At 61.0% G+C, this 23300-nt stretch carries 20 protein-coding genes; 8 read left to right on the plus strand and 12 right to left on the minus strand.

Translation table 11 applies throughout. The features are described 5' to 3' along the window. Window positions 1-334: 334 nt before the first annotated feature. The 8 genes from K6U75_13635 to K6U75_13670 form a co-directional block, all read right to left on the minus strand. Window positions 335-1309 (minus strand): hypothetical protein, encoded by a 975-nt coding sequence (locus tag K6U75_13635; protein ID MCL6476081.1) that lies wholly within the window; start codon window positions 1307-1309, stop codon window positions 335-337. A gap of 60 nt (window positions 1310-1369) precedes the next feature. Next, window positions 1370-5641: a S8 family serine peptidase gene (locus K6U75_13640; GenBank protein MCL6476082.1), complete on the minus strand. Its 4272-nt coding sequence runs from the start codon at window positions 5639-5641 to the stop codon at window positions 1370-1372. 330 nt (window positions 5642-5971) lie between these two features. Then, the gene (locus tag K6U75_13645) at window positions 5972-7156 is read right to left on the minus strand and encodes a J domain-containing protein (GenBank protein ID MCL6476083.1); all 1185 of its coding nucleotides are present in this window, start codon (window positions 7154-7156) and stop codon (window positions 5972-5974) included. Window positions 7157-7168: 12 nt separating this feature from the next. Next, window positions 7169-8356, minus strand: coding sequence for a type II secretion system F family protein (locus K6U75_13650; protein MCL6476084.1), 1188 nt, complete (start codon window positions 8354-8356; stop codon window positions 7169-7171). Between the two features lie 12 nt (window positions 8357-8368). After that, window positions 8369-9598 (minus strand): type II secretion system F family protein, encoded by a 1230-nt coding sequence (locus K6U75_13655; GenBank protein ID MCL6476085.1) that lies wholly within the window; start codon window positions 9596-9598, stop codon window positions 8369-8371. Next, complete coding sequence (gene folK / locus K6U75_13660) at window positions 9579-10085, minus strand: 2-amino-4-hydroxy-6-hydroxymethyldihydropteridine diphosphokinase (GenBank protein ID MCL6476086.1); 507 nt, start codon at window positions 10083-10085, stop codon at window positions 9579-9581. The genes K6U75_13655 and folK overlap by 20 nt, the downstream gene beginning before the upstream one ends. A gap of 6 nt (window positions 10086-10091) precedes the next feature. Next, on the minus strand, window positions 10092-10595 hold the full coding sequence (locus tag K6U75_13665; protein ID MCL6476087.1) for a zf-TFIIB domain-containing protein: 504 nt from the start codon (window positions 10593-10595) through the stop codon (window positions 10092-10094). A gap of 47 nt (window positions 10596-10642) precedes the next feature. Further along, on the minus strand, window positions 10643-11413 hold the full coding sequence (locus K6U75_13670; GenBank protein ID MCL6476088.1) for a DUF1559 domain-containing protein: 771 nt from the start codon (window positions 11411-11413) through the stop codon (window positions 10643-10645). A gap of 489 nt (window positions 11414-11902) precedes the next feature. Here K6U75_13670 and K6U75_13675 point away from each other — a divergent pair, with 489 nt between their 5' ends. The 8 genes from K6U75_13675 to K6U75_13710 all read left to right on the plus strand — a co-directional run bounded on the left by K6U75_13675 (window position 11903) and on the right by K6U75_13710 (window position 19152). Beyond that, window positions 11903-12880, plus strand: coding sequence for a metalloregulator ArsR/SmtB family transcription factor (locus K6U75_13675; GenBank protein ID MCL6476089.1), 978 nt, complete (start codon window positions 11903-11905; stop codon window positions 12878-12880). Then, entirely contained in the window at window positions 12877-13089 is a 213-nt protein-coding gene (locus K6U75_13680; protein MCL6476090.1) for a hypothetical protein, read from the plus strand. The genes K6U75_13675 and K6U75_13680 overlap by 4 nt, the downstream gene beginning before the upstream one ends. An 86-nt stretch (window positions 13090-13175) precedes the next feature. Beyond that, window positions 13176-14009, plus strand: a complete 834-nt coding sequence (locus K6U75_13685) for a DUF1559 domain-containing protein (GenBank protein ID MCL6476091.1) — start codon at window positions 13176-13178, stop codon at window positions 14007-14009. A 112-nt stretch (window positions 14010-14121) separates the two neighbouring features. Then, window positions 14122-15030 carry a glycoside hydrolase family 43 protein gene (locus K6U75_13690; protein ID MCL6476092.1) on the plus strand — a complete coding sequence of 303 codons (909 nt, stop codon included), beginning with the start codon at window positions 14122-14124 and terminating at the stop codon, window positions 15028-15030. A 3-nt stretch (window positions 15031-15033) separates the two neighbouring features. Then, window positions 15034-16119: a glycoside hydrolase gene (locus K6U75_13695; protein ID MCL6476093.1), complete on the plus strand. Its 1086-nt coding sequence runs from the start codon at window positions 15034-15036 to the stop codon at window positions 16117-16119. Then, entirely contained in the window at window positions 16120-17403 is a 1284-nt protein-coding gene (locus K6U75_13700; GenBank protein ID MCL6476094.1) for an ABC transporter substrate-binding protein, read from the plus strand. Then, on the plus strand, window positions 17400-18317 hold the full coding sequence (locus tag K6U75_13705) for a sugar ABC transporter permease (protein MCL6476095.1): 918 nt from the start codon (window positions 17400-17402) through the stop codon (window positions 18315-18317). The genes K6U75_13700 and K6U75_13705 overlap by 4 nt, the downstream gene beginning before the upstream one ends. A gap of 4 nt (window positions 18318-18321) precedes the next feature. Beyond that, window positions 18322-19152: a carbohydrate ABC transporter permease gene (locus tag K6U75_13710; GenBank protein MCL6476096.1), complete on the plus strand. Its 831-nt coding sequence runs from the start codon at window positions 18322-18324 to the stop codon at window positions 19150-19152. A 4-nt stretch (window positions 19153-19156) separates the two neighbouring features. On the opposite strand, the gene K6U75_13715 is transcribed toward K6U75_13710, so the two are convergent. From K6U75_13715 to sdhA, 4 genes are all read right to left on the minus strand, one after another. Further along, window positions 19157-20227: a response regulator gene (locus K6U75_13715; GenBank protein MCL6476097.1), complete on the minus strand. Its 1071-nt coding sequence runs from the start codon at window positions 20225-20227 to the stop codon at window positions 19157-19159. A gap of 86 nt (window positions 20228-20313) precedes the next feature. Further along, the gene (locus K6U75_13720) at window positions 20314-20649 is read right to left on the minus strand and encodes a hypothetical protein (protein MCL6476098.1); all 336 of its coding nucleotides are present in this window, start codon (window positions 20647-20649) and stop codon (window positions 20314-20316) included. Continuing rightward, window positions 20634-21404: a succinate dehydrogenase iron-sulfur subunit gene (gene sdhB / locus K6U75_13725; protein ID MCL6476099.1), complete on the minus strand. Its 771-nt coding sequence runs from the start codon at window positions 21402-21404 to the stop codon at window positions 20634-20636. The genes K6U75_13720 and sdhB overlap by 16 nt, the downstream gene beginning before the upstream one ends. Continuing rightward, window positions 21401-23296 carry a succinate dehydrogenase flavoprotein subunit gene (gene sdhA / locus K6U75_13730; GenBank protein MCL6476100.1) on the minus strand — a complete coding sequence of 632 codons (1896 nt, stop codon included), beginning with the start codon at window positions 23294-23296 and terminating at the stop codon, window positions 21401-21403. Before sdhA ends, sdhB begins: the two co-directional genes overlap by 4 nt. Window positions 23297-23300 lie beyond the last annotated feature (4 nt).

Consider the following 23300-nt stretch of genomic DNA (forward strand, 5'->3'; position numbering starts at 1 on the left):
AGAACGTCCCAGCCCCTCGGCGGTGTGTGGAAAGAGTGTATCATGTTCTCTTTCCCACGTCTATACTAACAGAGCGTCAGCGAAGCATCTCGTTTCTGCCCATCGATGCTTTCCGAGAGTCCTTAATTCGCCCAGAATAACAAAGGATGCACCAGGAATGACACATTACGGCTGTTTACAACTCGATCGTGGTTTTCACCGGGTAACGCGGTGCCTTCCAAAAAATTCGCCAGCGAGAGAGGGCGTTCCTGCGGGACAGAGCGTGGTTGCAGGGGGTGCGGCACGGGGACGGGTAAGCAACTTACCCGTCCCTGCCAGATTGAAGCCGAGGGTTTTACTCCTCCACCATCCGTCCAAAGTTCCTGACCAGAATACCGAAGTCGAACAGGCTCACTTCTCCGTCACCGTCCAGGTCGCCGAAGAAGATGTCGAAGAAGCTCAGCTCCCGAACGCTGCCGTCTCCCATCTCCACGTCCTTTTGCACCGCAGGCAACGCGCTACCGAAGAAGAGCACCAGGTCATAGCTGCCGTCCGGCACGTCAGGGTCGGCCTCGAAATCGCCGTCCTCGTCCAGTTCCACGTGCTGCACATCGGCGATTTCTCCGTCAGGGGTACGGATTTCCAGTGTGGCATAACGTTTGCCGACATAGGCATCGCTGTTGACATGTCCCGTGATACTGCGTGAATAGAGCCGAAACGCCAGGTCGTCTCTCCCACCGTCGCAGGCGTCGATGAGCGGCTGCGTCCACGGGGGAAACTGCCCTGCAGGGCACAGCTTTACTTCCCGATGCGCCGACCAGCGGAAGTCCTCCTGTTCGGGGCGCGCGCTCTCCTTGTCTGACTCCGAGATCTGGACCCAGTAGTGTTCCTCAGCACGCTGCATGAAGGGCGTCGGCAGGCGGGCGGAGAAGTAGAACACCCGCTTCTGCGTGCAGTCCCATCTGCCGGTGTAGCGGATCACGTCGGGGCGGATGCAAGTGCGGTAAATCGGTTCTGGCGCCGGCTGACAGGTGCCGGGAATGTTACGGTAGATGGCGATGTAGTAGCTCCATCGTTTGCTGTACTGAGCCGCATTGAGCAACACGCCCCACCAGCTCACCCGCACGATGGGGCCGGTTTTGGTGCAAACCCAGTCATCCATCGCCACTTTCTCGAGGGGGCGGGGCTGCTCGCAGCTGAACACGCGCGACTCGTGGGAAGCGAGCTTCCACGTATACGGCTGGTTCCACTTGAAACTCCAGTTGGTTTGTGCCCACGCGCTTACGGTCATGGTAAGCATCGCCAGCACGGGCAAAAGGCGAACTTTCATCGTTGGTTTCTCCTTTCGTGGTGTTGAGGGATGCCCTGTGCAGGGCATCCCTGTTGCTTCTCAGTCGTCCCCAATCGCGCCGAAGTTGCGCACGAGGATGCCGAAGTCGAATAGCGTCACCTCGTCATCTCCGTCCAAATCGGCGCTGGGGTTCCAGTTGCTGTCGCCCGGCAGGCTGCCGAAGGCTGCCACCAGCTCACCGAAGTCGAATAGCGTCACCTCGTTATCGCCATCCACGTCGCCGTTGACCACGCTGAAGTCCACGGTGACATCGCCGGTGATGGCGACCCTCGGGCGGGTGTGTCGCAGCCAGTGCGACGCCTTCGCCGCCACGTCGAACGTGCCGTTGCGCGTGGTATTGAAAGAGTACTGGCTGCTGCCGTTCAGGGTGACGACGTGTGTCTCCAACGGGCTGGTGTCACCCGGGTTGCGGATTTCAATGGTGACCGAGACAGTACTGGGGTCTCCGCTGAAGTCCTGCAGGTCCACCGTACCGCTGACCTTGCGAGTGCTTGCCGCCACGGTGAGCGTGCCGGTGCTACTGCTGGGGTTGAGCGGGTCATCCCCGGCGAAGACGACCTCGATGGTGTGCGCGCCAAGTGCTGCGCCTGCGGGGATGGTATAGCCGATGCTGGCGACGCCGCTGGAGTTGGTGGTGGCGTTGCCTACCGCCGAGCCGTCCACCTTGAACTGCAGGGTGCGTCCCACAATCAACGCGCCGTCGTGTGCTCGGCGCAGGGTTGCGCTCAGCGTCACGGAGGAGCCTCGCGTGCCCGACGCATCGGCTACCGAGACGGTGGTATCGGCATATCGGCGGAAGGTGGCACTGCCGGAGCTGCCGTGGTAATCGGCGTCGCCACCGAATGACGCGCTCATCGGCACGTTGCCCAGCACGCCTGCCGTCACCGTCCACGCGCGGGAGGCGACCCCTGAGCTGTTGGTGTTCGCGCTGCCGGCGTTGCTGCCATCCACGTTGAACTGTACGGTTTTGCTTGCCAGCACCGCATTATCCGAAACGCGCCGGAGCGTGGCTCGCAGTACCACCGAGTGACCGATGGTGCCGGACGCATTGTCTACTGTCAGCGAAGTGGTGTATCTGGTCGCCACGGTGTAACTGGGACTGTATGACCAGTTGCCCGCCACGTCGCGAGCCGCGAACTGGATACGGTTGACAGACGCGCTCTGCTGGTTGAAGGGCACGTTCGGCGCGCTAATGGTCTGGAAGGCGTTGGTGCCATCCGAACCCGTGATCGTGCCCAACTGCCACCCGCTCCACGTCGATCCTCCATCCGTAGAATAGCGATACCAGCCCCCACTGGAGATACTTAACCCCGACAGGATATCCCGCACCTGCACGATGCAGGTCGGCGTGAGCCCGGTGCTGCCCACGTCGGTCACGGAGAAGTTCTGCCAGTCCTGCGGGATAGTGGTGTCGATCTTAACGACCTGCCAGCCGCTGTCGCTGTAGTTGCCTGCACGGTCGTAGGCGCGGAAGTAGACCTGGTTCTCGCCGCTACCGCCCTCCTGATTGAAGGGCACGCTCGCGGCGTAGATCCACTCCAGCGCGGTGCTGCCGTTCGAAGCGACGGTACTACATGCGAACGGTCCCTGTGTCCCCGTGCCAGCCGTCCAGTACCAGTAGTACAGCGCACTGGTGTTCAGTCCGGAAAGCTCGTCCCGCACCTTGATCCAGCAGGAAGGCGCGGAGGTGTTCGCCCAGTCGGGCCAGAAGTCCTGCCAGTTGGTCGGGCTCGTACCGTCCACGATGATGGTGTTGGTGACACTCCCGTCGGCGCCGTTGATGGAGCGCACGCGGTAGCGGACGCTCTTGCTGCCTTCGCTGGTACCGCGAAGGTTCCACACGAGGCGTCGCCAGTAGCCGGCAGGGATGTTGCCCTGATTCATACCGGAGAGATTGCCGAGATTGAAACTCTCCTCTGCGCCGTTGGGGGCGTACCGCACGTAGGTCATGCTGTTGCGGCTGATGCCCGAGCTGAGCAGGGAGATGTCCCCGAACACACCCGACGCCACGAAGGAGTCGGCGCGCGCCCAGCCGATGACGTCGAAATCTACATTCGGCTTCACCGCCACAGGGGTTTGAAAGACCTGCGTGATATTCGGGTTGACCGCTCCATACACCGCGCGCACCGCCACCGACCACGACTGCGAAGAACCTTCGCGTTGCGCGTAGGTGTACACCTTGATACGGTAGTCACCCGCACCCGCATTGGTGATGGTGATGACCTCTACGTTATCCCGCGAGGAGAGGGAAGACCACTCCCCGGTGGCGCCGCTGGAGAAGGGGGCTCTATCCAGATAGATGTCGAGGTCGTTCTTGAGGGCGACACTACCACCCGATGGGGCGGGAGCGTCGGGATAGACCAGCACCACGCGCAGCAAGGTGGCGGTCTGCGGCAGGTTGAAGTCCACCGTGCGAAGGTCGCCAGTACCGCCGTTGTTCCACCACCACACGTGCCACCAGCCGTCCACGTTGTAATGCGAGAGCATGGCGTCGACCTTGCCCCGTCCCTGAGCGGCGGAGCTGACGCCGAGGTCAATCGTGTTGGCGAGGATGACCGCTTTGGTCGCCCACGCGGGGAAGTTGTAATGCCCGATCATGCCCGCCACCAACCCGGCGACATGCGGAGTAGCCATCGAGGTGCCGCTCCAGCCGTACCTGTAACCAGAATTGTTCGTGTTGCTCAGAGAATCGATCCACGAGCCGGGCGCCACCACGTCGGGCTTTACACGACCGTCACCCGTTGCGCCTCTCGACGAGTAGTCCGTCACGCGGTCTACATAGTTCGGGTCGTCGTCGTAAATCGCGCCGACGGTGAACGCGCCCTTCGCCACGCCGGGGGCGCTGATGGTGTTCGCACCAGGACCGTCGTTTCCCGCGGCAATCACCGGCACGATGTTTTGCTGGAAAATCTCATCCACCTTGCGGGACTGCGCATCCGTACCGGCGAGGTTCGTGCCGCTGGAACCACCGCTGTAGTTGAACACCTGGCGGCTGTAGCGTGCTTCACGTCCCTGCATATCCAGCAAACCCTCGTACACCGAGTTGCCTTCCGCGACACCGCGCCCGTCCGCTGCGCGACGGAACACCTTGCTGATGAGGAGGTCATAGCCATCCACGTTGGTATCCTGCAGCCCCTGCGCCGTACCGCGATAGCGTGCCTGAATGCCGCCTTCGCCCATAAAAGTGCCCGTCACGTGCGTGCCGTGACCGTGCACGTCGTCCCACCAGTTGGTCTCAGTGGTGCGGTTATAGCCGGCGGTGCCTCCCCAGATGTTGTTGAGGTCCCAGTGGAAGCTGAGCCCCGTGTCCATTACCCCCGCCTTGATGGGGCGTCCGCCCTCGGGACGTCCGTCGTGCTGGTAATACCACAGCAGGTCCGCGCTGATGGACGCCTGTGACTCGGTGTGCATGGCGTATGCGGGACGCACCGGCTCCACAAACAGCACCGCGTTTATGTCCAGCAGGCGGTTGATGGAAGCAGCGTCCGCCTCCACATACATCACCGCCAACGAGGGGTCGTAGGTGCCTGTCTCCGCCACCAGCGCGGACACCGCCCCGCGTGCGCCCTCATCGGGCGCGAAGAGGTTGACATACAGCCCGATGCGCTCGCTGGTCTGCCCGCCCATAAATAGAAGCAGTTCGGGGTCCAGCTTCTGGAGGGGGTAGGGCTGACCGACCCAGCGCACCTGCGGATGCGCCGACACGGCGTTCAGCGCGTCTACCGGAATGCGCGCCTGGTAGGCGTTGTGCGGGTAGAAGCCGAACAGCTCCACCCCGCGCTCCTGCAGCCACGCCTGCATGCCCTCATCCAGCCTGTCGTTGAGCAGAATGAAGGCGTACACCGCGCGTTTCGCATCCATGCCCTGCGCCGAGAGCGCTGTAGACTGCGCCAGCTGCGCCAGCGCGGGCTGCAGCTTCTCGCCCTCGGGGGGCACGTACTCTCCGCTCAAAAACGCCAGCGCGACCCTCTCGCCTTTGGTGCCGAAAGGCAGAGGGAAGCGACCGGCTTGCACCACACCCTCGTTGCCCAGCCCCAGTCCTTCCCGCACATACGCAGGACCGACAGGTCGGTTGGCGTTGGCTTTTTCGGGGCGGGTGTGCGCCACAGAGGTTTGATACTGCAAGGGGGGATCCAGACCGGGGATAGCCAGCAGCATATCCAGCGGGCTACCCGGCATGAAGGGAAAGCCTCCCGAAGGGGGAGGGGACTGCTTCGCCTGCTGTGAGTGCGAAAGCGGTGCCTGAACGGTGAGGAGCAGCATCGCCATCGCCCATCCCGCAGGCAGAAGCCTGAAAGATTTGAGCCTCATCGAGATTCCTCCTTGTTTTCAGGGATGGCCTGCTGCTCTTACCCGGCACCGGTCGGAACAGCGTGGTTAACCCTGATGCGTCACGGCTACTTCTATCACGCTAACATTTAGCTTCGCCATATTGTATCACATCCCCGTTGCAAAAACACGTGTTTTCGCGGGTTAATGCAATTATTTTGGAAAATATTCCTGCGGCTGTCGTGTGACAAACTTCCGGACTCTTCGGGCGTGAGGGTTTTCCCCGTTTCCGCGCGTGGCAGTAGGCAAAACCGCATCGCTGCGCTCCTTTTCGACTATGACGGGCAGGCGCTAAAGGTCATCCCTTAGGAGCTACCGTCTCTCCCGCTGCACACGGATGGAGTCTCCAAACGCCCAGCCACACAGCACCCCAAGCCACAGCAGGTTGGGCGCAAACAGGGCTACCTGTTCGCGTCCGGGCGCATAGCTGAGCAGAAAGCCCAGTGTCAACCCTACAACCACCCCGACCGCCCGGTTGAGTGTACGGTGGAAAGCGTTCCGGGTAGAGGCTATCAGCAGGTACAGAAACGCCGCCGCATAGAAAGCAAATAGCCCCAGCACCCCCAGTAGCCCGGCTACCGCCAGACGCGCCTGCGGTACTCCCTGGCGATGAGGCCACCAGACCACCTGCGCGATCGGCTCCACCGCTCCGCTCAGCGAGATCAACGCGCCCGACATCATGCCTGCCGTGAGCATCAACAGTACCAGCGCCATACTCCATCGGCTGATAAAACCGATGCCCTGAAACGTGCCATCCACCTCCAGCGCGAGGTACCACGGCGCCAGCACCAGCATCACCACCGCTGCCCATCCGAGTATGGTACCGTAGCGCGCCCATAAAATGGCAGGGGGAGAGGTGTAAGACGGCGGCGTGCCGGCGAAGTAACGCTGGCGCAGCAGGGCATCCAGCTTGGACTGTGCGCTCTCCAGACGGGGGTTGCACTGCAGGGCACAGGTGAACATGGCGATGGCTTCCTCGATGCGTCGCTCTTGCCTGTACACGTCGCCCAGGATCTCGTATGCCTGTGCGTTGTGGCGGTTCAGGCGCAATACCCGCTTCGCCAGAGAAGCCGCCTCGTGCAGGCTACCGCGTGCATATGCCAGCATGGCGTTCTGCAGCAGCTGCTGCACTTCCAGTTCCGCGCTGCGAGCAGACGTGTAGGTAAACGAGAAATCAGTGGTCGTTCGGCGTTGCTGGGTGTGTTGTTGCGAAGAAGCAGGGCGCGAGCGTGGCGGGGGCGTGCTGCTGGTGGTTCTACCGCTGCCCGTTCGCGCCTGCTGTGCCCGATGGCGCATCAGGTCGTAATCCGCTCGCAGTGACGGGCTGGTCAGCACGCGGTATGCCTCGGTAATCTCCTTGAACAGCCGCTCGGCGTCGGGAGAGCGGTTCACGTCCGGATGGTATTTGCGGGCGAGCTCGCGGAACCGCCGACGAATCTGTTCGTCAGTGGCGTTGGGAGGCACCCCCAGCACCTCGTAGTAGTCTCGCTCCGGCATCCGCAGCATGTGTTACTCTCCTAAAAGCGCTCCTCCTCCGCCAGCGTATCCCTGCCAGAAGCCGATAATCATACTGGCAATCCACAGCGCAATCAATAGATACACGCCCACACTCAGCACGACGACCGCCTGCCCGCTTTTGACGTCGGTCTCCTGTTCATAATATTCGGCAACTTTGTCCATCATCGAATCGACATTGCCGGTGCTTTCGCCCGTCCACAGCATGTCCAGCACCAGCCGCGGCATCACCCCCGTGCGACGGAAGGCTTCCGATATCGACTGCCCATGCTCTACCTCTCGGATCGCGCCGCGCAGGCGTTTGGTCAGGTAATAGTTGTCGGCGGCAAGCGCGGCGACGGCAATCGCTCGGGGCAGGGAGACACCTGCGGCGTAGAGCGCAGCCATCGCGCGGCTGAAACGCGCCATCGCCATCTGCCGCACCAGCCCACCGATGCCCGGCACCATCAGCTTCAGGGAGTCATAAGCCTCCCGCAACGGCGCTACCTGCAACAGGATGCGCACCACCGCTACGACGGCAAGAACCGCCAGCAGGATTGGTCCCGCCCAGCCGACCGTCTCGCGCAGGTATGGTATTAGCCCCCCGCCGACCACCAGCACAGGGATTTTGGGGATGAAGATGCCCGCCAGCAGCAGCACTTTGGGGTAGAACGTGCCCGCGCGGATTTTCAGGCGCAGCTTGTAGTCGCGCTCCAGATAGTCCGCAAGGCGTTCCAGCATGTTCTCCAGCAGCCCGCCCTCTTCGCCCGCCTGAATCAGCGCGAGCTGCAGCTCGTCAAAGACGTGCGGGTGCTTGCTCATCGCCTGCGCCAGCGATTTGCCCGCCATCAGGTCGTTCACCACCGCCTGCACCACGCGGCGCAGGCGCGGCTTGCCCGTGTTCTCCGCCACCGAAAGCAGCGCGCGATGGATGGGGATCCCTGCCCGCACCGCCGTCGCCATCTGGCGGTAGAACACCGCCAAATCGCGCACCGATACGCCCGAGTACACCGGGTAGACCACCTTCTGCATCACGACCTGTTCCGCCTGTTGCCTGTTCACCGTGCGCTCGGGGCGGACGTCTAACAGCAGTAAGCCCATCTCCCGCACGATGCCCGCCGCGCGACGGGTGTCCTCCGCCTCTACGAGACCAGTTACCGTGCCGCCCTGCTGATTCTTTGCGGTGTAACGATAGACAGGCATATCGTTCTCCCCCTATGGCGTCTGGAAAAACTCGTCCACAAAGCGGAACATGCCCTGGTAATAGGTGTGCGCCATCCACAGCATCGCTGCGCCGCCCAAAATCAGCATCCCCAGACAGCCGATGCGTATCAGCGCGAAGGACGCCCGCTGATAGCGCTCGCGCAGGGTCTCCTCGTGATAGCCTGCCACGCGGTCGAGCATGGCGGCGATTTCCCCGCTCTGCTGTCCGGCGGCGACCAGGCTGATGGTCTCCCAGTCAAACAGTCCCGTCGCCTGCAACGCGCGGTCGATGCTCTGTCCCTGTCGGATGATGGGCAACGCCTCGATCAGTTTCTCCCTCACGAAGACGTTGCCTGCCGACGGAGCGGCTGCCTCCCACGCGCTGATGGCGGGCACTCCCGCGGCGAACATGCGGTGCAGGGTGCGCAAAAAAGCGGCGAGCGCACGTTGACGGTTCAACGCCCCAAACACTGGCAGGCGCATCACCACCGCATCCTTCCAGCGGCGGTTGGCGGGCAAATCCAGAAACCACCACACGCCCGCCGTGACCAACATGACCGCCAGAAGGATGGGCAGAGAGCGCGTCAGAAGCAGGGTAACGTAGCGCTGATAGAACTGCGATGCATCCCCGCGCCCCATGCCGTAATAGAAAGCAGGGAACAGCGGCAGCACCAGCAACAACATGCCGATGCCGTTCAACAGCAACAGGCGCGGTATCCACAGCTTGCGCCACAGGGCGTGTTCCTGTTCGTAGTGCGCGGCGATTTCGTCGCAGATGATGTCCAGCGAGCCGCCCAGCTCGCCCGCGCGGAACATGCCCACCACGTGCGGCGCGAACAGGCGGGGAAACTGTTCCATCGCCTCGGAGAGCGACTGTCCCAGATGGGCGTTTGCGAGCATGGCACGCGCCGCCGCCTGCAACGATTCGGGCATGGAAGGCTGGTCGGCAATCTGGCTGAGCGCGGAAACAGGGTTATTGCCCGCCCGCAGGAGGGATGCCAGCTGCCGGAAGAAGACGGCGCGCGCGTGCAGGCTGGCAGTGGCGCGTTCGGCGCGGCGGTTGGTGCGCTGGGGTGGGGCAGCCGCCTGCACGGCACTGTCCGTCTTGGAGATGATGCGCTGCACTACGAAGCCGCGCGCCCGCAACAGCTGCTGCAAACTCTGCTCGTCGCTTGCCTGCAGCGTGCCCACAACGGGTCGTCCGGTGGTCTCGTCCACTGCTTCAAAGCGATAGGTCGGCATCTTGCAGCTTCCACACCTTCTGCGCCTGCACCGCAGGCTGTTTCAGCAATTCACAGATGGGTGTGCCGTCGGGCATCGTCAAATCTGGCGCAATCTCCAGCAGAGGTATCAGCACGAAGGCGCGCTCATGCATTCGCGGGTGGGGCAGGGTCAACCGTTCGGTATGCATCTGCACGCTCTCGTACAGAACAATATCGATATCGATGGTGCGGGGACTGCCGTAGTGGGTGCGCACGCGCCCGCCCGCTTGCTCCACCGCCAGCACATGCTCCAGCAGCTCGAGCGGCTCCAGCGTGGTGTCCACCTGCACGACCGTATTCAAGTATAGCGGTTGCGGCGTGTCGTAGCCCACCGGCTCGGTCTCATACACACTGGCGCAACGCACCACCTGCACCTGCGGGGTATGCAGGCGGCGAACCGCCTCGCGCAGGTGTTGCAGCCGGTCGCCCCGATTAGAGCCGAGACTGAGCCACGCATTAGCACCCATCGCTTTCTATCCAAAGCCCGAAAACGGCGGCACCCGCTTGCGCAGCAGGCTGAACAGGGAAGCCAGCCAGTTCGCCCGCTCGACCTGCTGCTGGCTTTCGATCGCATACTGCGCAATGGCGAGTTGCCGCCTTTCCTCGTCCTCCGCGCTCTCGCGGGCGTGCAGCTCCTCGAACACCTTGCGCAGCTCGCCGTTCTGCACCCAGATACCATGACACTGCTCACATCCGTCCAGTTCCACTGGCGAGTCATACAGGTAGCGGTATGGGTGCAGCGGTATCGCGCATCGCGGGCAACGACGTTGCACAGTCTCATCTGGATCATACTGGACGTCCGGGAGCGCACGGTCCTCAATGCTCAGCAGGATGAGTGGGTCTACCTGCATCAACGCGCGCAGTTCCCCCTCGTCCAGCCAGATGCCTGCGCAGGCAGGGCACACGTCCACGACGACGCCGTAATAGGTTTGGGCTTCCATCTCGATCCGACAATCGGGGCACAGCGGTGCGCTCATCGTTTCCTCCTCATGAAGTGGGTATCCTGTCCGATTGTACCCCAACGCTATTCTCGCTGGCAAAACCAGCTGTATCGGCTGGACTCGGCGTCGGTGATGGGGATTTTCCAGCAGAACACCTCATCGGATACGCTTTGCGGGCAGTTCCACAGCACGGGCGGTTTGGTCGCCTTCAGCCACCGCGAATGACCGTCGTAAAACAGGAACACCGCCCCGCCGTGATGCACGATGGAAGGGCAGTCGGCGTTCACGGGGTGGTACGCGCCGTCGTTCAGCGTGATTTGCTCGTCGATGAGCAGGGCAACGCGGGCGGGTCGCTCCACGGCCGTTTCGGGGATGAACGCCAGCCCGGCGTTCATCGAGTAACTCAGCAGTTTCTCCTCGCGCGGGTCCGACGGGCAGATGTAAAGCCCGGCGTTCCTGACGTACGGATAGAGCACGCCGCTGAGCGGTCCCTTCACGGCGAGCCATTCGGGGTTCACCGGTGCGGTGGTCTCCTGTCCGACGGGCACGGCGTAGATGCAGGGCACCCACTGCGCACCAGAGTTCCACCAGAAACCGCGCATCCACGCGGGCCATGCCTCGCTCACCCAGCCGCCCATGCAGTTGCCGTCGCCGTTGCCCGCGTTGCGCCCGTCGTAATCGGTGCGGTACATCGCGAACGCCAGCCCCAGCTGCCGCAGGTGCGCCAGACAGGTGGTTTGCCGTGCCTTCTCGCGAGCCTGCGCGAACACGGGAAACAGGATTGCCGCGAGTATGGCGATAATGGCAATCACGACGAGAAGCTCGATCAGCGTGAATGCCCTTAAGCGAGACATGTTCATCACCCTCCTGCGGGGATATAGGCAGTTCTATTATAGCGAAAATCTGTGAGGAAGTCAGCAAGCCCCTTCTCCCGCAATGTGGAGACATCGCCTGTCCTGAAATGTCCGCGCCTTCACTGTTTCTCTTCTAAACAGCGGGCTGGCTACCTCACGTTCTCCTCTCTCAACAGGTAGCGGAGGTTCCATTCCTGTAAACGGTGTTCCCCCTCTGGAGTCAACAGAACGAAACTCACGGTAAACGCCAGTTCCGAATGGGTAAACCGTTTGCGCACTGCCTCCGGTTGCCCCGCGAGCCACTCTTCGGGAGATTAGTGACGGCACAGGGAGTCGGACAAATCGGAGGGCAGCTTGGACCGATCGAGTCTGTCCCCCGTCGAAACACGGTTTTTTTCACCCCACGCCGCAGAAAGCATATCACCCCTTGCATAATCATATTCAATCAGTTATAATAATATCCAACAGGTTATGCTTTTGGGGTGTGCCATGCGGGCGCATATTCTGGAAGTACATGGTCCGGACAGTGTCGAGCTGTTCAAAGCGCTGTCTTCCGAAACGAGGGTGCGTATCCTCGAACTGCTTGGGCAGGGCGAGCGCAACATCAACGAAATCGGGCAGGCGCTGGGCATCTCACAGCCTGCGGTGACCAAGCACACGCAGCTGCTGGAGCAGGTTGGGCTCATCAAGACCGAGTACAAACCCGGCGTGCAGGGGATGCAGAAGCGCTGCCGTCTGGCGTATGACCGGTTCATTATCTCCTTCGAGCCCACGCATCCTCTGGAAGACCGCGTGGAGGAGGTCGAGATGCCCGTCGGGCTGTACACACTGGTGAACCCCACACCTACCTGCGGACTGGCGAACCGCGAGCGCATCATCGGCTTCCTGGATGACCCGCAGTCCTTCTTTGACCCCGAGCGCGCCACCGCGCAGCTGCTGTGGATGGCAGAAGGCTTTGTGGAGTATGTGTTCCCCTGCTCGCTCGGCGCGGGGGTGGAGATACGCCGCCTCGAGTTGCTGGTGGAGGTCTGCTCGGAAGCGCCCAACTACGACAACGACTATCCCTCCGACATCACCGTGTGGGTGAACGGCGTGGAGATAGGCACGTGGACATCACCGGGCGACTTTGGCGGGAAGCGCGGGCGGTTGAACCCCGCATGGTGGAACGACTACATGACCCAGTACGGTATGTTGAAAATCTGGTCGGTGGACGCGGAGGGCAGCTATGTGGACGGCACACCGGTTTCCGAGACCACCCTTGCCGACCTGATGCTGGCGCCTCACCATCCCATCGTGGTACGTATCGGCGTGAAACCCGATGCGGAGCATATCGGAGGTTTCAACCTGTTTGGGCGGGGCTTCGGCAACTACGAACAGGACCTGGTGCTGCGCCTGCACTACGCTGTCCGGGCACGGGCCAATCGCACCGAAGCAGTGGTCGCGCAGGAAGGAGGTGAAAACGGATGAGCTCATCGGGCTTGAAGCGAGAGATCCCCGGCTGGGTGGGGGTTGTGGTCGTCGTAGTGATACTGGCGGTGCTGGCGATAGCCGGTTATCGGTTTTTCACCGCAGGAGGGCCACGCAAACCCGGTGAATACCCGCCGGAGGCATATCGTCCGCCGGGGTATGTGCAACCCTCGCAAACGCCGGGCGCCGCAACCGGCGGAGGGCGGTAATAGTATCACTGCGGTTGCGGTACCAATTTGCGATCGCTACTGGTCGCATGGACTAACATGACAAAGATCAGAGGAGGTTATCTGAAATGTCCAAACGCAAAGCGTTCACACTGATCGAACTGCTCGTCGTCATCGCGATTATCGCGATTCTGGCGGCGATCCTGTTCCCGGTGTTCGCCCAGGCTCGCGAGAAGGCACGGGCGGCATCCTGTCTGTCCAACATGAAGCAGCTGGGACTGGCTCTGCAGATGTTCGCGCAGGACCATGACGAGTATCTGCCCAAGGCATGGTTCAACGACGAGCCCGATACCTCGTGTCCGCAATGCTGGGGCTACAAAGACCCCATGTGGGGCTGGGACTACGTGCTACTGCCCTACGTGAAGAACAAGCAGATTTACCAGTGCCCTTCGGACAGCGAGAGCTATCCACGCGGACTGTGGAACGACGGCTGGAGCAACCTGCCTGATAAGCCGGACGCGGACAACATTCCGGGTTCCTACCGTATCAACATCAGTGACTACCCGAACGGACCCTGGAACGCGCTGAAGCTGTCCGCTCTGGAAAAGCCCGCAGAAGCCATCCAGATTGTGGAGAGCGTGCCGGGCATCAATAATGCTCAGTGGCATCAGGTGGCTACCTGGGAAGCGGATGAGGGCTATGTATGCATCGACTTCACCGCTAACGTTGCCTACGGACGCCACAACAAAACCACCGGCAGCACCATCTCACAGCGCAACCAGGGCGGTTCCAACTACGTGTTCGCCGATGGTCACGCCAAGTACATGACCTGGGGACAGACCTGGCGGCGCATTGGCGACGACGTGCAGAAGGGTGGGCAGACGGTCACGCCCACTATGTGGCGGCAGAACTTCTCCGGCTGGAACGACCGCTGCAACTATCGGGAAGGACAAAACCGGTAAGGGAAACCCTCACCCCAGACCCCTCTCCCGACACTTCGGGAGAGGGGCGTTCCCCCTTTACCGGCAAAAGCAGGCAGGATCGCAGACACAAGTCAGACAGATGGAGGTTCCTATGGCAACCTATACCAACCCCGTGTACGCCCGCGATTTCCCTGACCCTCATGTGCTGGTCTATCGCGGCAAGTTCTACGCCTACGCTACGCACTCCTCAGGGTATGACTTTCAGGTCATGGAGTCGCCCGACCTGGTGCACTGGACGCATAAAGGCAGCGCGTTCTGTCCCCCGTGGTCGCGCGAACACCTGTGGGCGCCCGAGGTGATACAGCATCGCGGCGTGCTGTATATGACCTACTCTGCCCGCAACCCGGAAACCGGCAAACACGACATCGGCATCGCCACCTCGACGAACCCACTCGGTCCCTTCACCCATCGCGCCATCCTGGTGCACGGCGACGACAACCGCGTGGGGGTGATCGACGCCACCGTGTTCTTTGACAAAGACGGCACCCCTTACCTGATATATTCGGAGGAAGACCCTCGTGCGATTGTGCTGCGCCGCATGACGCCTGACCTGTTGCGCGTCAGCGAAGAGAAGACCGTGCTGCTGCGTCCCGACCGCGACTGGGAGAAGGGCATCGTGGAAGCGCCAACCATGCTCTACCGCAACCGCACCTATTACCTTTTCTACTCTGGCGGCTGGTTCCAGAGTTATAAGCGCGATGCCTGCTACGCGGTAGCCTATGCGACCGCTTCCTCACTCAAGGGACCCTACACCAAAGCCGAACGCATCCTGCAGACCGTGCCGGGCAAGGTGTACAGCCCGGGACACCAGTGTATTGTACGCCTGCCTTCGGGGGAGATGTGGATGCTGTACCATGCGTGGGACGACCAGAACGAACCGCTGTACGGCTCCAACCCGCTGGGGCGCACGCTCCGGCTGGACAGGCTCTACTGGCGAGATGGCAAACCGTATGTGGACGGACCAAGTACTGAACCCAGACAGGCGCCGAGAGTGAGGTAACCCATGCACCTCTCGTGGTCTGCGCAAATTCACCCAGCAGAAGGAGCAAAGGGGTTTCTGGTGATGCCCGGCGGCGACGTGCTCGCCGCACGCACCGAAGCACGCGCCGATGGGGTATTCGTTCTGCTGTCGCGCAGCCGTGACGGCGGACGCACATGGGAGCGAGTGGGTACCATCGTTTCCGACCCCGACGCAGCCACTGACCTCGGCGACGGCAACCTCTGCCGCACCCGCCGCGGTGAACTGCTCTACGTCTACCGCCATAACCGCTACAGGGGTGAGACGCTGTACTACTCCATCAAGGTCGCTTGCAGCGCAGACGGCGGTAAGACGTGGAAGCCCCATTCTACCGTGTTTGAAGTGCGTCCTGAGGGAGAGGGACCGAGCCGGGGGCTGTGGGCGCCATTCCTGTTTGAAACGCGGCGCGGCGTGCTGCAGTGCTACTATGATGACGAGTACACTCCCTGGCGCGAGAGGTTCAGCGGACACCAGTGGGTGCGGATGCACACCTGGAACCCTCACACGGAATGGTGGGAGAACCCGGTGACTGTCAGCCGGGCACATGACCCCGGGCACCTCTCACGCGACGGCATGGCCAGCGTGGTGGAGCTGACAGATGGGCGATTGCTGTGCGTGCTGGAGAGCGTGCAGACCTTCCCTCCCCATGCGGGTGTGATACGCTGTGTGGAATCACTCGATGGAGGGCGCACCTGGAGCTGGACACGCGAAGAACGGCGTGTGGTCTATCAGCCGAACGACACAACCTTTATGGCGCTCGCGCCGTGGGTGGTGAAACTGTGGGATAAGGTGCTGCTGTGCGTATTCATCACGGACCAGGACCGCCCCGTGCCTGATAAACCGGGAACGCCTCCACCCCGCCTCAACATGGACGTGAAGTGCGTCTGGAGCACCGACGGCGGCAGAACGTGGAGCCGCCCCGCCAGCACGGTATACAACGACACGCACAAATGCTACATGCCCGGGGTGGGCGTGTTGAAACAGACAGGCAGCGCAGCAGAGATTCTGGTCATGTTTCTCGAAACACAAAAGGGATTCTTCAGCCGAAGGGGCGTTGTGCGGAGGGGATAGATGCCATGTGTAGCCGCAGGCTTTAGCCTGCGTTCAATCATTGTCCTCTGCCTCCTAAGCCTGCTGCTGGTGAGCTGTTCGCCCGGTAAACACTCCGGCAACGTCGCCAGCGCGGAAATTCGCTTCTGGAACGGCTTCACGGGTCCCGACGGCGCGACGATGGAGAAGATTGTCAAACAGTTCGAGCGGGAGACAGGCATCCGCGTCAAGATGCAGATTATCCCCTGGGGCACCTATTACGACAAACTGGTGCTGAGCCTCGCTTACGGCGGCGCACCCGATGTGTTCATCTGCCACGCCAACCGTATCGCCGAGTTCGCCCGTTACGGCGTCTTTCGCCCGCTCGACGACCTCATCGAGGCGGATAAAGGCTTTAACTCTTCCGACTTCCTGCCCAACATCTGGAAAGCGGGACAGTATGCGGGCAAGCAGGTAGGACTGCCGCTGGACTGCCACCCGCAGGGGCTGTACTACAACCTGAAGCTGTTCCGCGAGGCAGGGATTGTGGACGCACAGGGCAACCCCAAACCTCCTGAAACATGGGAGGAGTTTCTGGATGCCGCGCGCCGATTGACGAAGGATAAAGATGGCGATGGACGACCCGACCAGTGGGGCTTCGCCTTCACTTGGCTGCGCACCAACTGGATTACCTTCATCAGCCAGCATGGAGGTTCCATCCTTTCACCCGACCTGAAGCGCGCGGCGCTTGCCGAGCCTCCCGCCGTGCGAGCCACCCAGCAGATGTGCGACATCATCACCCGATACGGCGTCGCCCCCAAGCCCGAGGGCTTCGATTCGTGGATGGGCTTCCGGCAGGGGCGGGTGGCGATGGCAATCGAGGGCATTTACATGCTCTCCAGTGTGGAGGAGCAAAAAGGGCTGGAGTACGCGGGCGCGCCTGTGCCGTCCTTCGGACCCAGGCGGGCAGTATGGGGTGGTTCGCACCTGTTGTGTATGCCCAAAGACCTCTCGCCACAGCGGGCGCAGCTGGTTTGGCGGTTCATGCGCTACCTTTCCGACCACAGTCTGGACTGGGCAGAGGGTGGGCAGATACCCGTGAGGCGTTCGTTATTAAACCAGCCGCGCTTTCGGCAGATGCGGGTGCAATACGCCTTCGCAAAGCAACTGCCCTATGTGGTGTTTGAACCCGCTTCGCACAAATCCACCGAGATCATGCCCTTCTACGATGCCGCCATCGAGGCTGCCCTGCTGGGAATCAAAAGCCCACAGGACGCCCTGAACGAGGCGGCACGACGAATCCAGCAGGTGCTTGACCGACCATGAAACTACTGGCTCTTCCGGCTCATAAAAGACATGAGGCGCTGGTGGGTTACCTGTTCATCGCGCCCTATCTGGTGCTGTTTGTGGCGTTCGTGCTGGTGCCGGTAGTGTGGGGGTTTTTCATCAGCCTGCACAACTGGCACGTGCTGGGCGAACAGAAGCCCTTCGTGGGCTTTGCCAACTACCGCGCCCTGCTCCGGGATGACCTGTTCGGTATCGCCCTGTTGAATACAGGCTATTTTGCCCTGTTGACGGTGCTTCCCGGAAACGCGGTTTCGCTGCTGCTTGCTCTGGGACTGAACGCGCGTATTCGTGGCGAAGATGTCTACAAAGCCATCTTCTACCTGCCCGTCATTCTGTCGGTGGCGGTGGTGGCGATTATCTGGCGGTGGATGTACAGCACCGAGTTCGGGTTGCTCAACTATTACCTGAAGGTGGTATGGCAGTTCTTGCACCTGCCCGGCGAGTTCCAGCCTGTTGCTTGGCTGAACAGTCCGCAGACCGCCATGCCTTCGCTCGCATTGATGAGCATCTGGTGGGGCGCAGGCGGCAACATGCTCATCTATCTGGCGGGACTGCGCGGCATCCCCGAAGAGTACTACGAGGCGGCACGTATCGACGGGGCGGGTACCTGGGGAAGGTTCTGGCACATCACCCTGCCCCTGCTGAAACCGTCGCTGTTGTTCTGTCTGGTGATGTCGTTGATTGGCTCGTCGCAGGTGTTCGGGCAAAGCTACATCCTGACGGGCGGCGGACCGCACTACAGCACGCTCACGGTGGTGCTGTACATGTATCAAACGGGTTTCAGCCTGTACCGCATGGGCTACGCCTGCGCGGTGGCATACGTCATGTTCGTCATCGTACTGGGTTTTACGCTGCTGCAGTTCCGGTTACTGTCCACGAGGAGGGAGGAATAAACAGATGCGCTTTTCGTTTGTTCGCTTCCTGCTTTACTTACTGATGACGGCAGCCGCTCTGCTTTTTCTGATGCCTGTCGCGTGGATGCTGGTGATGTCTATCCTGCCCGAGCACGAGATTTTCCAGCCGGTGCCGCACTGGATCCCGCAGGAGCCCACCCTTCAGAACTTTCAGGAGCTGTTCAAACGGGCGGAAGAGGCGCCGGTGATGCGCTGGTTCTGGAACAGCCTGTTTGTGGCGGGTACGGGCACACTGACCTACCTGTTGCTCAGTTCGATGGCGGCATACGCTTTTTCGCGGCTGGAGTTTCCGGGCAGAAACATCCTGTTCTTTGTCGTGCTGTCCACGCTCATCATACCCGGACAGGTCACCATTATTCCCGTGTTCCTCATCCTGCAGAAGCTGCACTGGTTCAATACCTACTATGCGCTGATTGTGCCGGGGCTGGCGGGGGCGTTCGGTGTGTTCCTGCTGAGACAGTTCTTCCTCACCATCCCGCGCGAGATAGAGGAAGCGGCGTTTATCGACGGTTGCGGCAGGGCAGGTATCTACTGGCGCATTATCCTGCCTCTCAGCAAGCCCGCGCTGGCAACGCTGGCGATATTCTCCTTTCTGGGTGGATGGAACGACTTCATGCTACCCCTGATTGCCACCAACGAGATCGAGATGCGCACCCTGCCCGTCGGGCTGACCATCTTTCTGGGGCGATACAGTATGCAGTACGGTCTGGTGATGGCAACAGCGGTGCTGGCAACACTGCCCGTGCTGCTGATGTTCCTGCTGTTCCAGCGGCACATTATCCGCGGCGTGGTGCTGACGGGACTGAAGGGGTAAACGGTTATGCCACTTTGTCCATAAACACGTCTTCTTCTGGAATGGAGGGAGGGCGCGCGTTCAGTCTCAGGTTCTCTATCAGCGTTTCCCAAACGCTGGTGGGAATGCTGAAGAAAGCCTTCACGACCTGCGGGTCAAACTGTTTGCCTGCGCATCGCTCCAGCTCTGCCGAAGCCTCCTCCAGCGAGAGCGCAGAGCGATAGGGGCGGTTGGATGTCATGGCGTCCACAGTATCTGCCACGGCGAAGATGCGAGCCCCCAGCGGGATTTCCTCTCCGCGCAGCCCCTGCGGGTAGCCGCTGCCATCCCACTGTTCATGATGGCAGAGCACGATCTCCTGCGCCGCCTTCTGCAGGGAGCGCACCTTCATGCACATCCGATAGCCGATGACAGGGTGCTGGCGCATGATTTCCCACTCAGCGGCGTTTAGGGGGCCTTCCTTGAAGAGTATCCTGTCAGGGATGCCGATTTTGCCCACATCGTGGAGCAGCGCGCCCCGCTCGAGGTCGGGATATTGCTGGTGAGGCACACCCATCGCCTCCGCCAGTATCATGGTGAAGGAGGTGACCCGTTCACAGTGTCCCTCTATCTCTTTCTCACGGATTTCCAGCGCGCTCAGCAGTGCCTCCAGCATGTCGGAGTAGGCTTCATTGAGTTTGCAGAGATACCGTTTCTGCTCCTCCATCCAGAGTTGGTGGCGGCGGATGTTGCGCTCGATGACGATAGGCAGTTCGTGAGAACGCCAGGGTTTGACCAGATAGTCGCTGACTCCGCAATCCAGGATCTCTCGCATGACCTCCACGGAGTCATCACCCGTCATCACCACCACGGGGATTTCTGGATGTTGTTGATGCAGATGTTTGAAGAAAACTTTACCCCCCATGCCGGGCATGTGCAGGTCGGACAGGCAGATATCCACTCGCTGTTGCGCCAGAATCTGTAAAGCCTCCTGAGCGTTGTATGCCACCATCACGGTGTAGCCGTACGAGCGCAAGATACGCGACGCTGCCTCGCCGATGAGGGGCTCGTCGTCGACAACCAGCACACAAGCGCCGGACCAAACAGCGTTTTTCATTTGATTTCTCTTTGAGGAAGGATAGTCGGATTGCCGTCCACGAACACTGCGCAACATCCATCATTATCGGCAAACTGATAGTCATCTTACAGGGTATTGCCGAACCGTTCTACATACTCCCGTAACATTGCCAGACATCGCTGCAGGTAATAGTTCGTGATGGCTTGCAGGTTGAAAGGCCCATCCAGAGCCGCTTCGCGGATGTTTTCGGGGACAACCTCGATGTAGGGCAAATTGGAGGGGAGGCTGACGGAGATACGCTCGGGCATCTTCAGCAGGCGTACACGGCTTTCAAAACTCGGCGACCACTGGACGTGAATTTCCATCAGCCATTGAGTGCCATCCGTGGCGGTATAGAACTCCTGATGAGTTACCGGAGCAGGAAAGGATATTCCCGGCGGGGCTTTTATTTTGTCAGCCATTTGCGCAACCTGTTCACGATGATGTCCCGATTCAGCTCGGCGATAGCCCGGGTCAGCGGGATGCCTTTGGGACACACTTTCACGCAGTTTTGCGCGTTGCCGCAGCCCGTCAGTCCGTCGGGACCCGCCAGCACATCGAACCTTTCGTCTTCCAGTGTCGCCCCCACCGGGTGCAGGTTAAACAGCTTCACCTGCGCCAGAGCCGCAGGACCGATGAAGTTCGAGTGGGAGCTGACGTTGGGACACGCTTCCAGACAGCATCCGCACGTCATGCACCGGGCGAACTCATACCGCAGCTCGCGAATGTTGTCGGGAATACGGGGACCCGGACCCAGATCGTGAGTGCCGTCGATGGGCACCCATGCTTTGATGCGCTTGAGCGTTTCGAACATCTCACTGCGGTCGACAATGAGGTCGCGCACCACTGGGAACTTGGTCATCGGTTCCAGGGTGATTTCCAGATGTCCGTCCACGCGCTTGCCCACCTCGTCTACCAGCGCGGAGCAGGACTGTCGCACTCTGCCGTTGATGACCATCGTGCAGGTGCCGCACACCTCTTCCAGACAGGAGGCTTCCCATGCGGGCGCAGTGGTCGGCTTGCCCTGTCGGTTGACGGGGTTGCGCCGGATGTGCATCAGGCAACTGATGACGTTGGCGCGCGGCTTATAGGGTATCTCGAACTCTTCCCAGTAGGGTTTGCTATCGCGATTGTCCTGACGCTTGACCTTCAGCACCACACTCTTGATGTCGCTCATACCGTTGCCCCCCTGTCGTCCTTGGCACCAACCGGAGCCGCTAATTCCGGCTGCGGCTGTAAAGTCGCCTTCTTATCCACGTCATACTTGCGGGTGCGCGGTGGTATCAACGAAGTATCCACCGGCTCATAGAAGATGTCCGGTCCGTCCGGAGTATAGCGCGCCATCGTGGTCTTGAGCCACTGGGAATCGTTGCGTTCGGGATATTCGGGCTTGTAGTGCGCCCCACGGCTTTCGTTGCGCAGCAGTGCGCCCCGCGTGATGACCTGCGCCAGTATCAGCATGTTACGCAAGGCGCGCGTGAACGGCACAATCTGGTTCGTCCACAGCGACGAGTCGGTGATGTTGATACGCTTCCACCGCTCCATCAGCTCCAGAATCTTCTCCTCCGTCTGCCGAAGCCGCTCGTTATAGCGAACTACCGTGACGTTATCGGTCATCCACTCGCCCAGCTCCTGATGCAGGCGGTAGGGATTTTCGTCGCCGCTCATCTTCAGTATCTGCTGGAAGTCCTGTTCGTGACGCTGACGCTCGATCTCATACAGGGATTCGGGCAGGGCATCTGCCGTCGTTTCCAGCCCGTGTACATAACGAACCACAGCGTTGCCCGCCACTTCACCGCCAAAGATACACGCCAGCAATGCGTTTGCGCCCAGGCGGTTCGCCCCGTGGTACTGATAGTCTACCTCGCCCGCCGCGTAAAGACCGGGGATGTTGGTCATCTGATTGCGGGTGCTTTCGGGGTGCAGGAAGCCGTCGGGCGTGCGCTCGTAGTCCACCCACAGTCCGCCCATCGAGTAGTGCACCGCCGGGAACACGCGCATGGGCACTTCTCGCGGGTCTTCACCTACGAACTTCGTGTAAATCTCGAGGATACCCAGCAGCTTGCGCTCGATCAAATCGCGCGGCAGATGCGTGATGTCCAGATACACCTCGTTGCGTCCCATGATGCCGCGCTTTTGTGTCACGCACACCTCGAAGATTTCGCGTGTGGCGATGTCGCGCGGCACCAGGTTCCCATAAGCGGGGTATTTCTCTTCGAGGAAGTACCAGCGGTCGCTTTCCGGGATGTCGCGCGGGTGGCGCTTATCATAGGGGTCTTTGGGAACCCACACCCGTCCGCCCTCCCCGCGAATCGCTTCGGACATCAGGCGCAGTTTGTCCTCGCCCGGGATGGCGGTGGGGTGTACCTGAATAAACTCGCCGTTGGCATAGTAGGCACCCTGCTGGTAGCAGATGCTGGCAGCGGAACCGGTATTGATAATGGAGTTAGTGGACTTGCCAAACAGGTAACCGGGTCCGCCCGTTGCCATCACCACCGCGTCGGCTCGGAAGGCGCGGATTTCCATCGTATGCAGGTTTTGCGCCACAATGCCCCGACACCTGCCATCTGCATCCTGCACGATGCCTAAGAAGTCCCAGCCTTCGTATTTGTGCACCAGCCCGTCCACCTCAAAGCGACGCACCTGCTCATCCAGCGCGTACAGCAGCTGTTGACCTGTCGTAGAACCGGAGAAAGCGGTGCGGTGATGCTTGGTGCCTCCGAAGCGTCGGAAGTCCAGAAAGCCTTCGGGGGTACGGTTGAAGGGCACTCCCATGCGGTCGAGCAGGTAGATAATGCCCGGTGCGCGGTAGCACATACTTTTGACGGGAGGCTGGTGCGCCAAAAAGTCGCCACCATACACCGTGTCATCGAAATGCTCTTCGGGGCTATCGCCCTCGCCTTTGGTGTTCACCGCTCCGTTGATGCCACCCTGCGCACACACGGAGTGACTGCGCTTCACGGGCACCAGCGAGAACAGGTCTACAGGCAATCCCTGCTCCGCAATTTTGATGACCGTCATCAGCCCGGCGAGCCCACCACCGACCACTGCCACACGTTGCTTTGCCATCGTT

It is taken from the genome of Bacillota bacterium, assembly GCA_023511455.1.
Taxonomy (GTDB): domain Bacteria; phylum Armatimonadota; class HRBIN16; order HRBIN16; family HRBIN16; genus HRBIN16.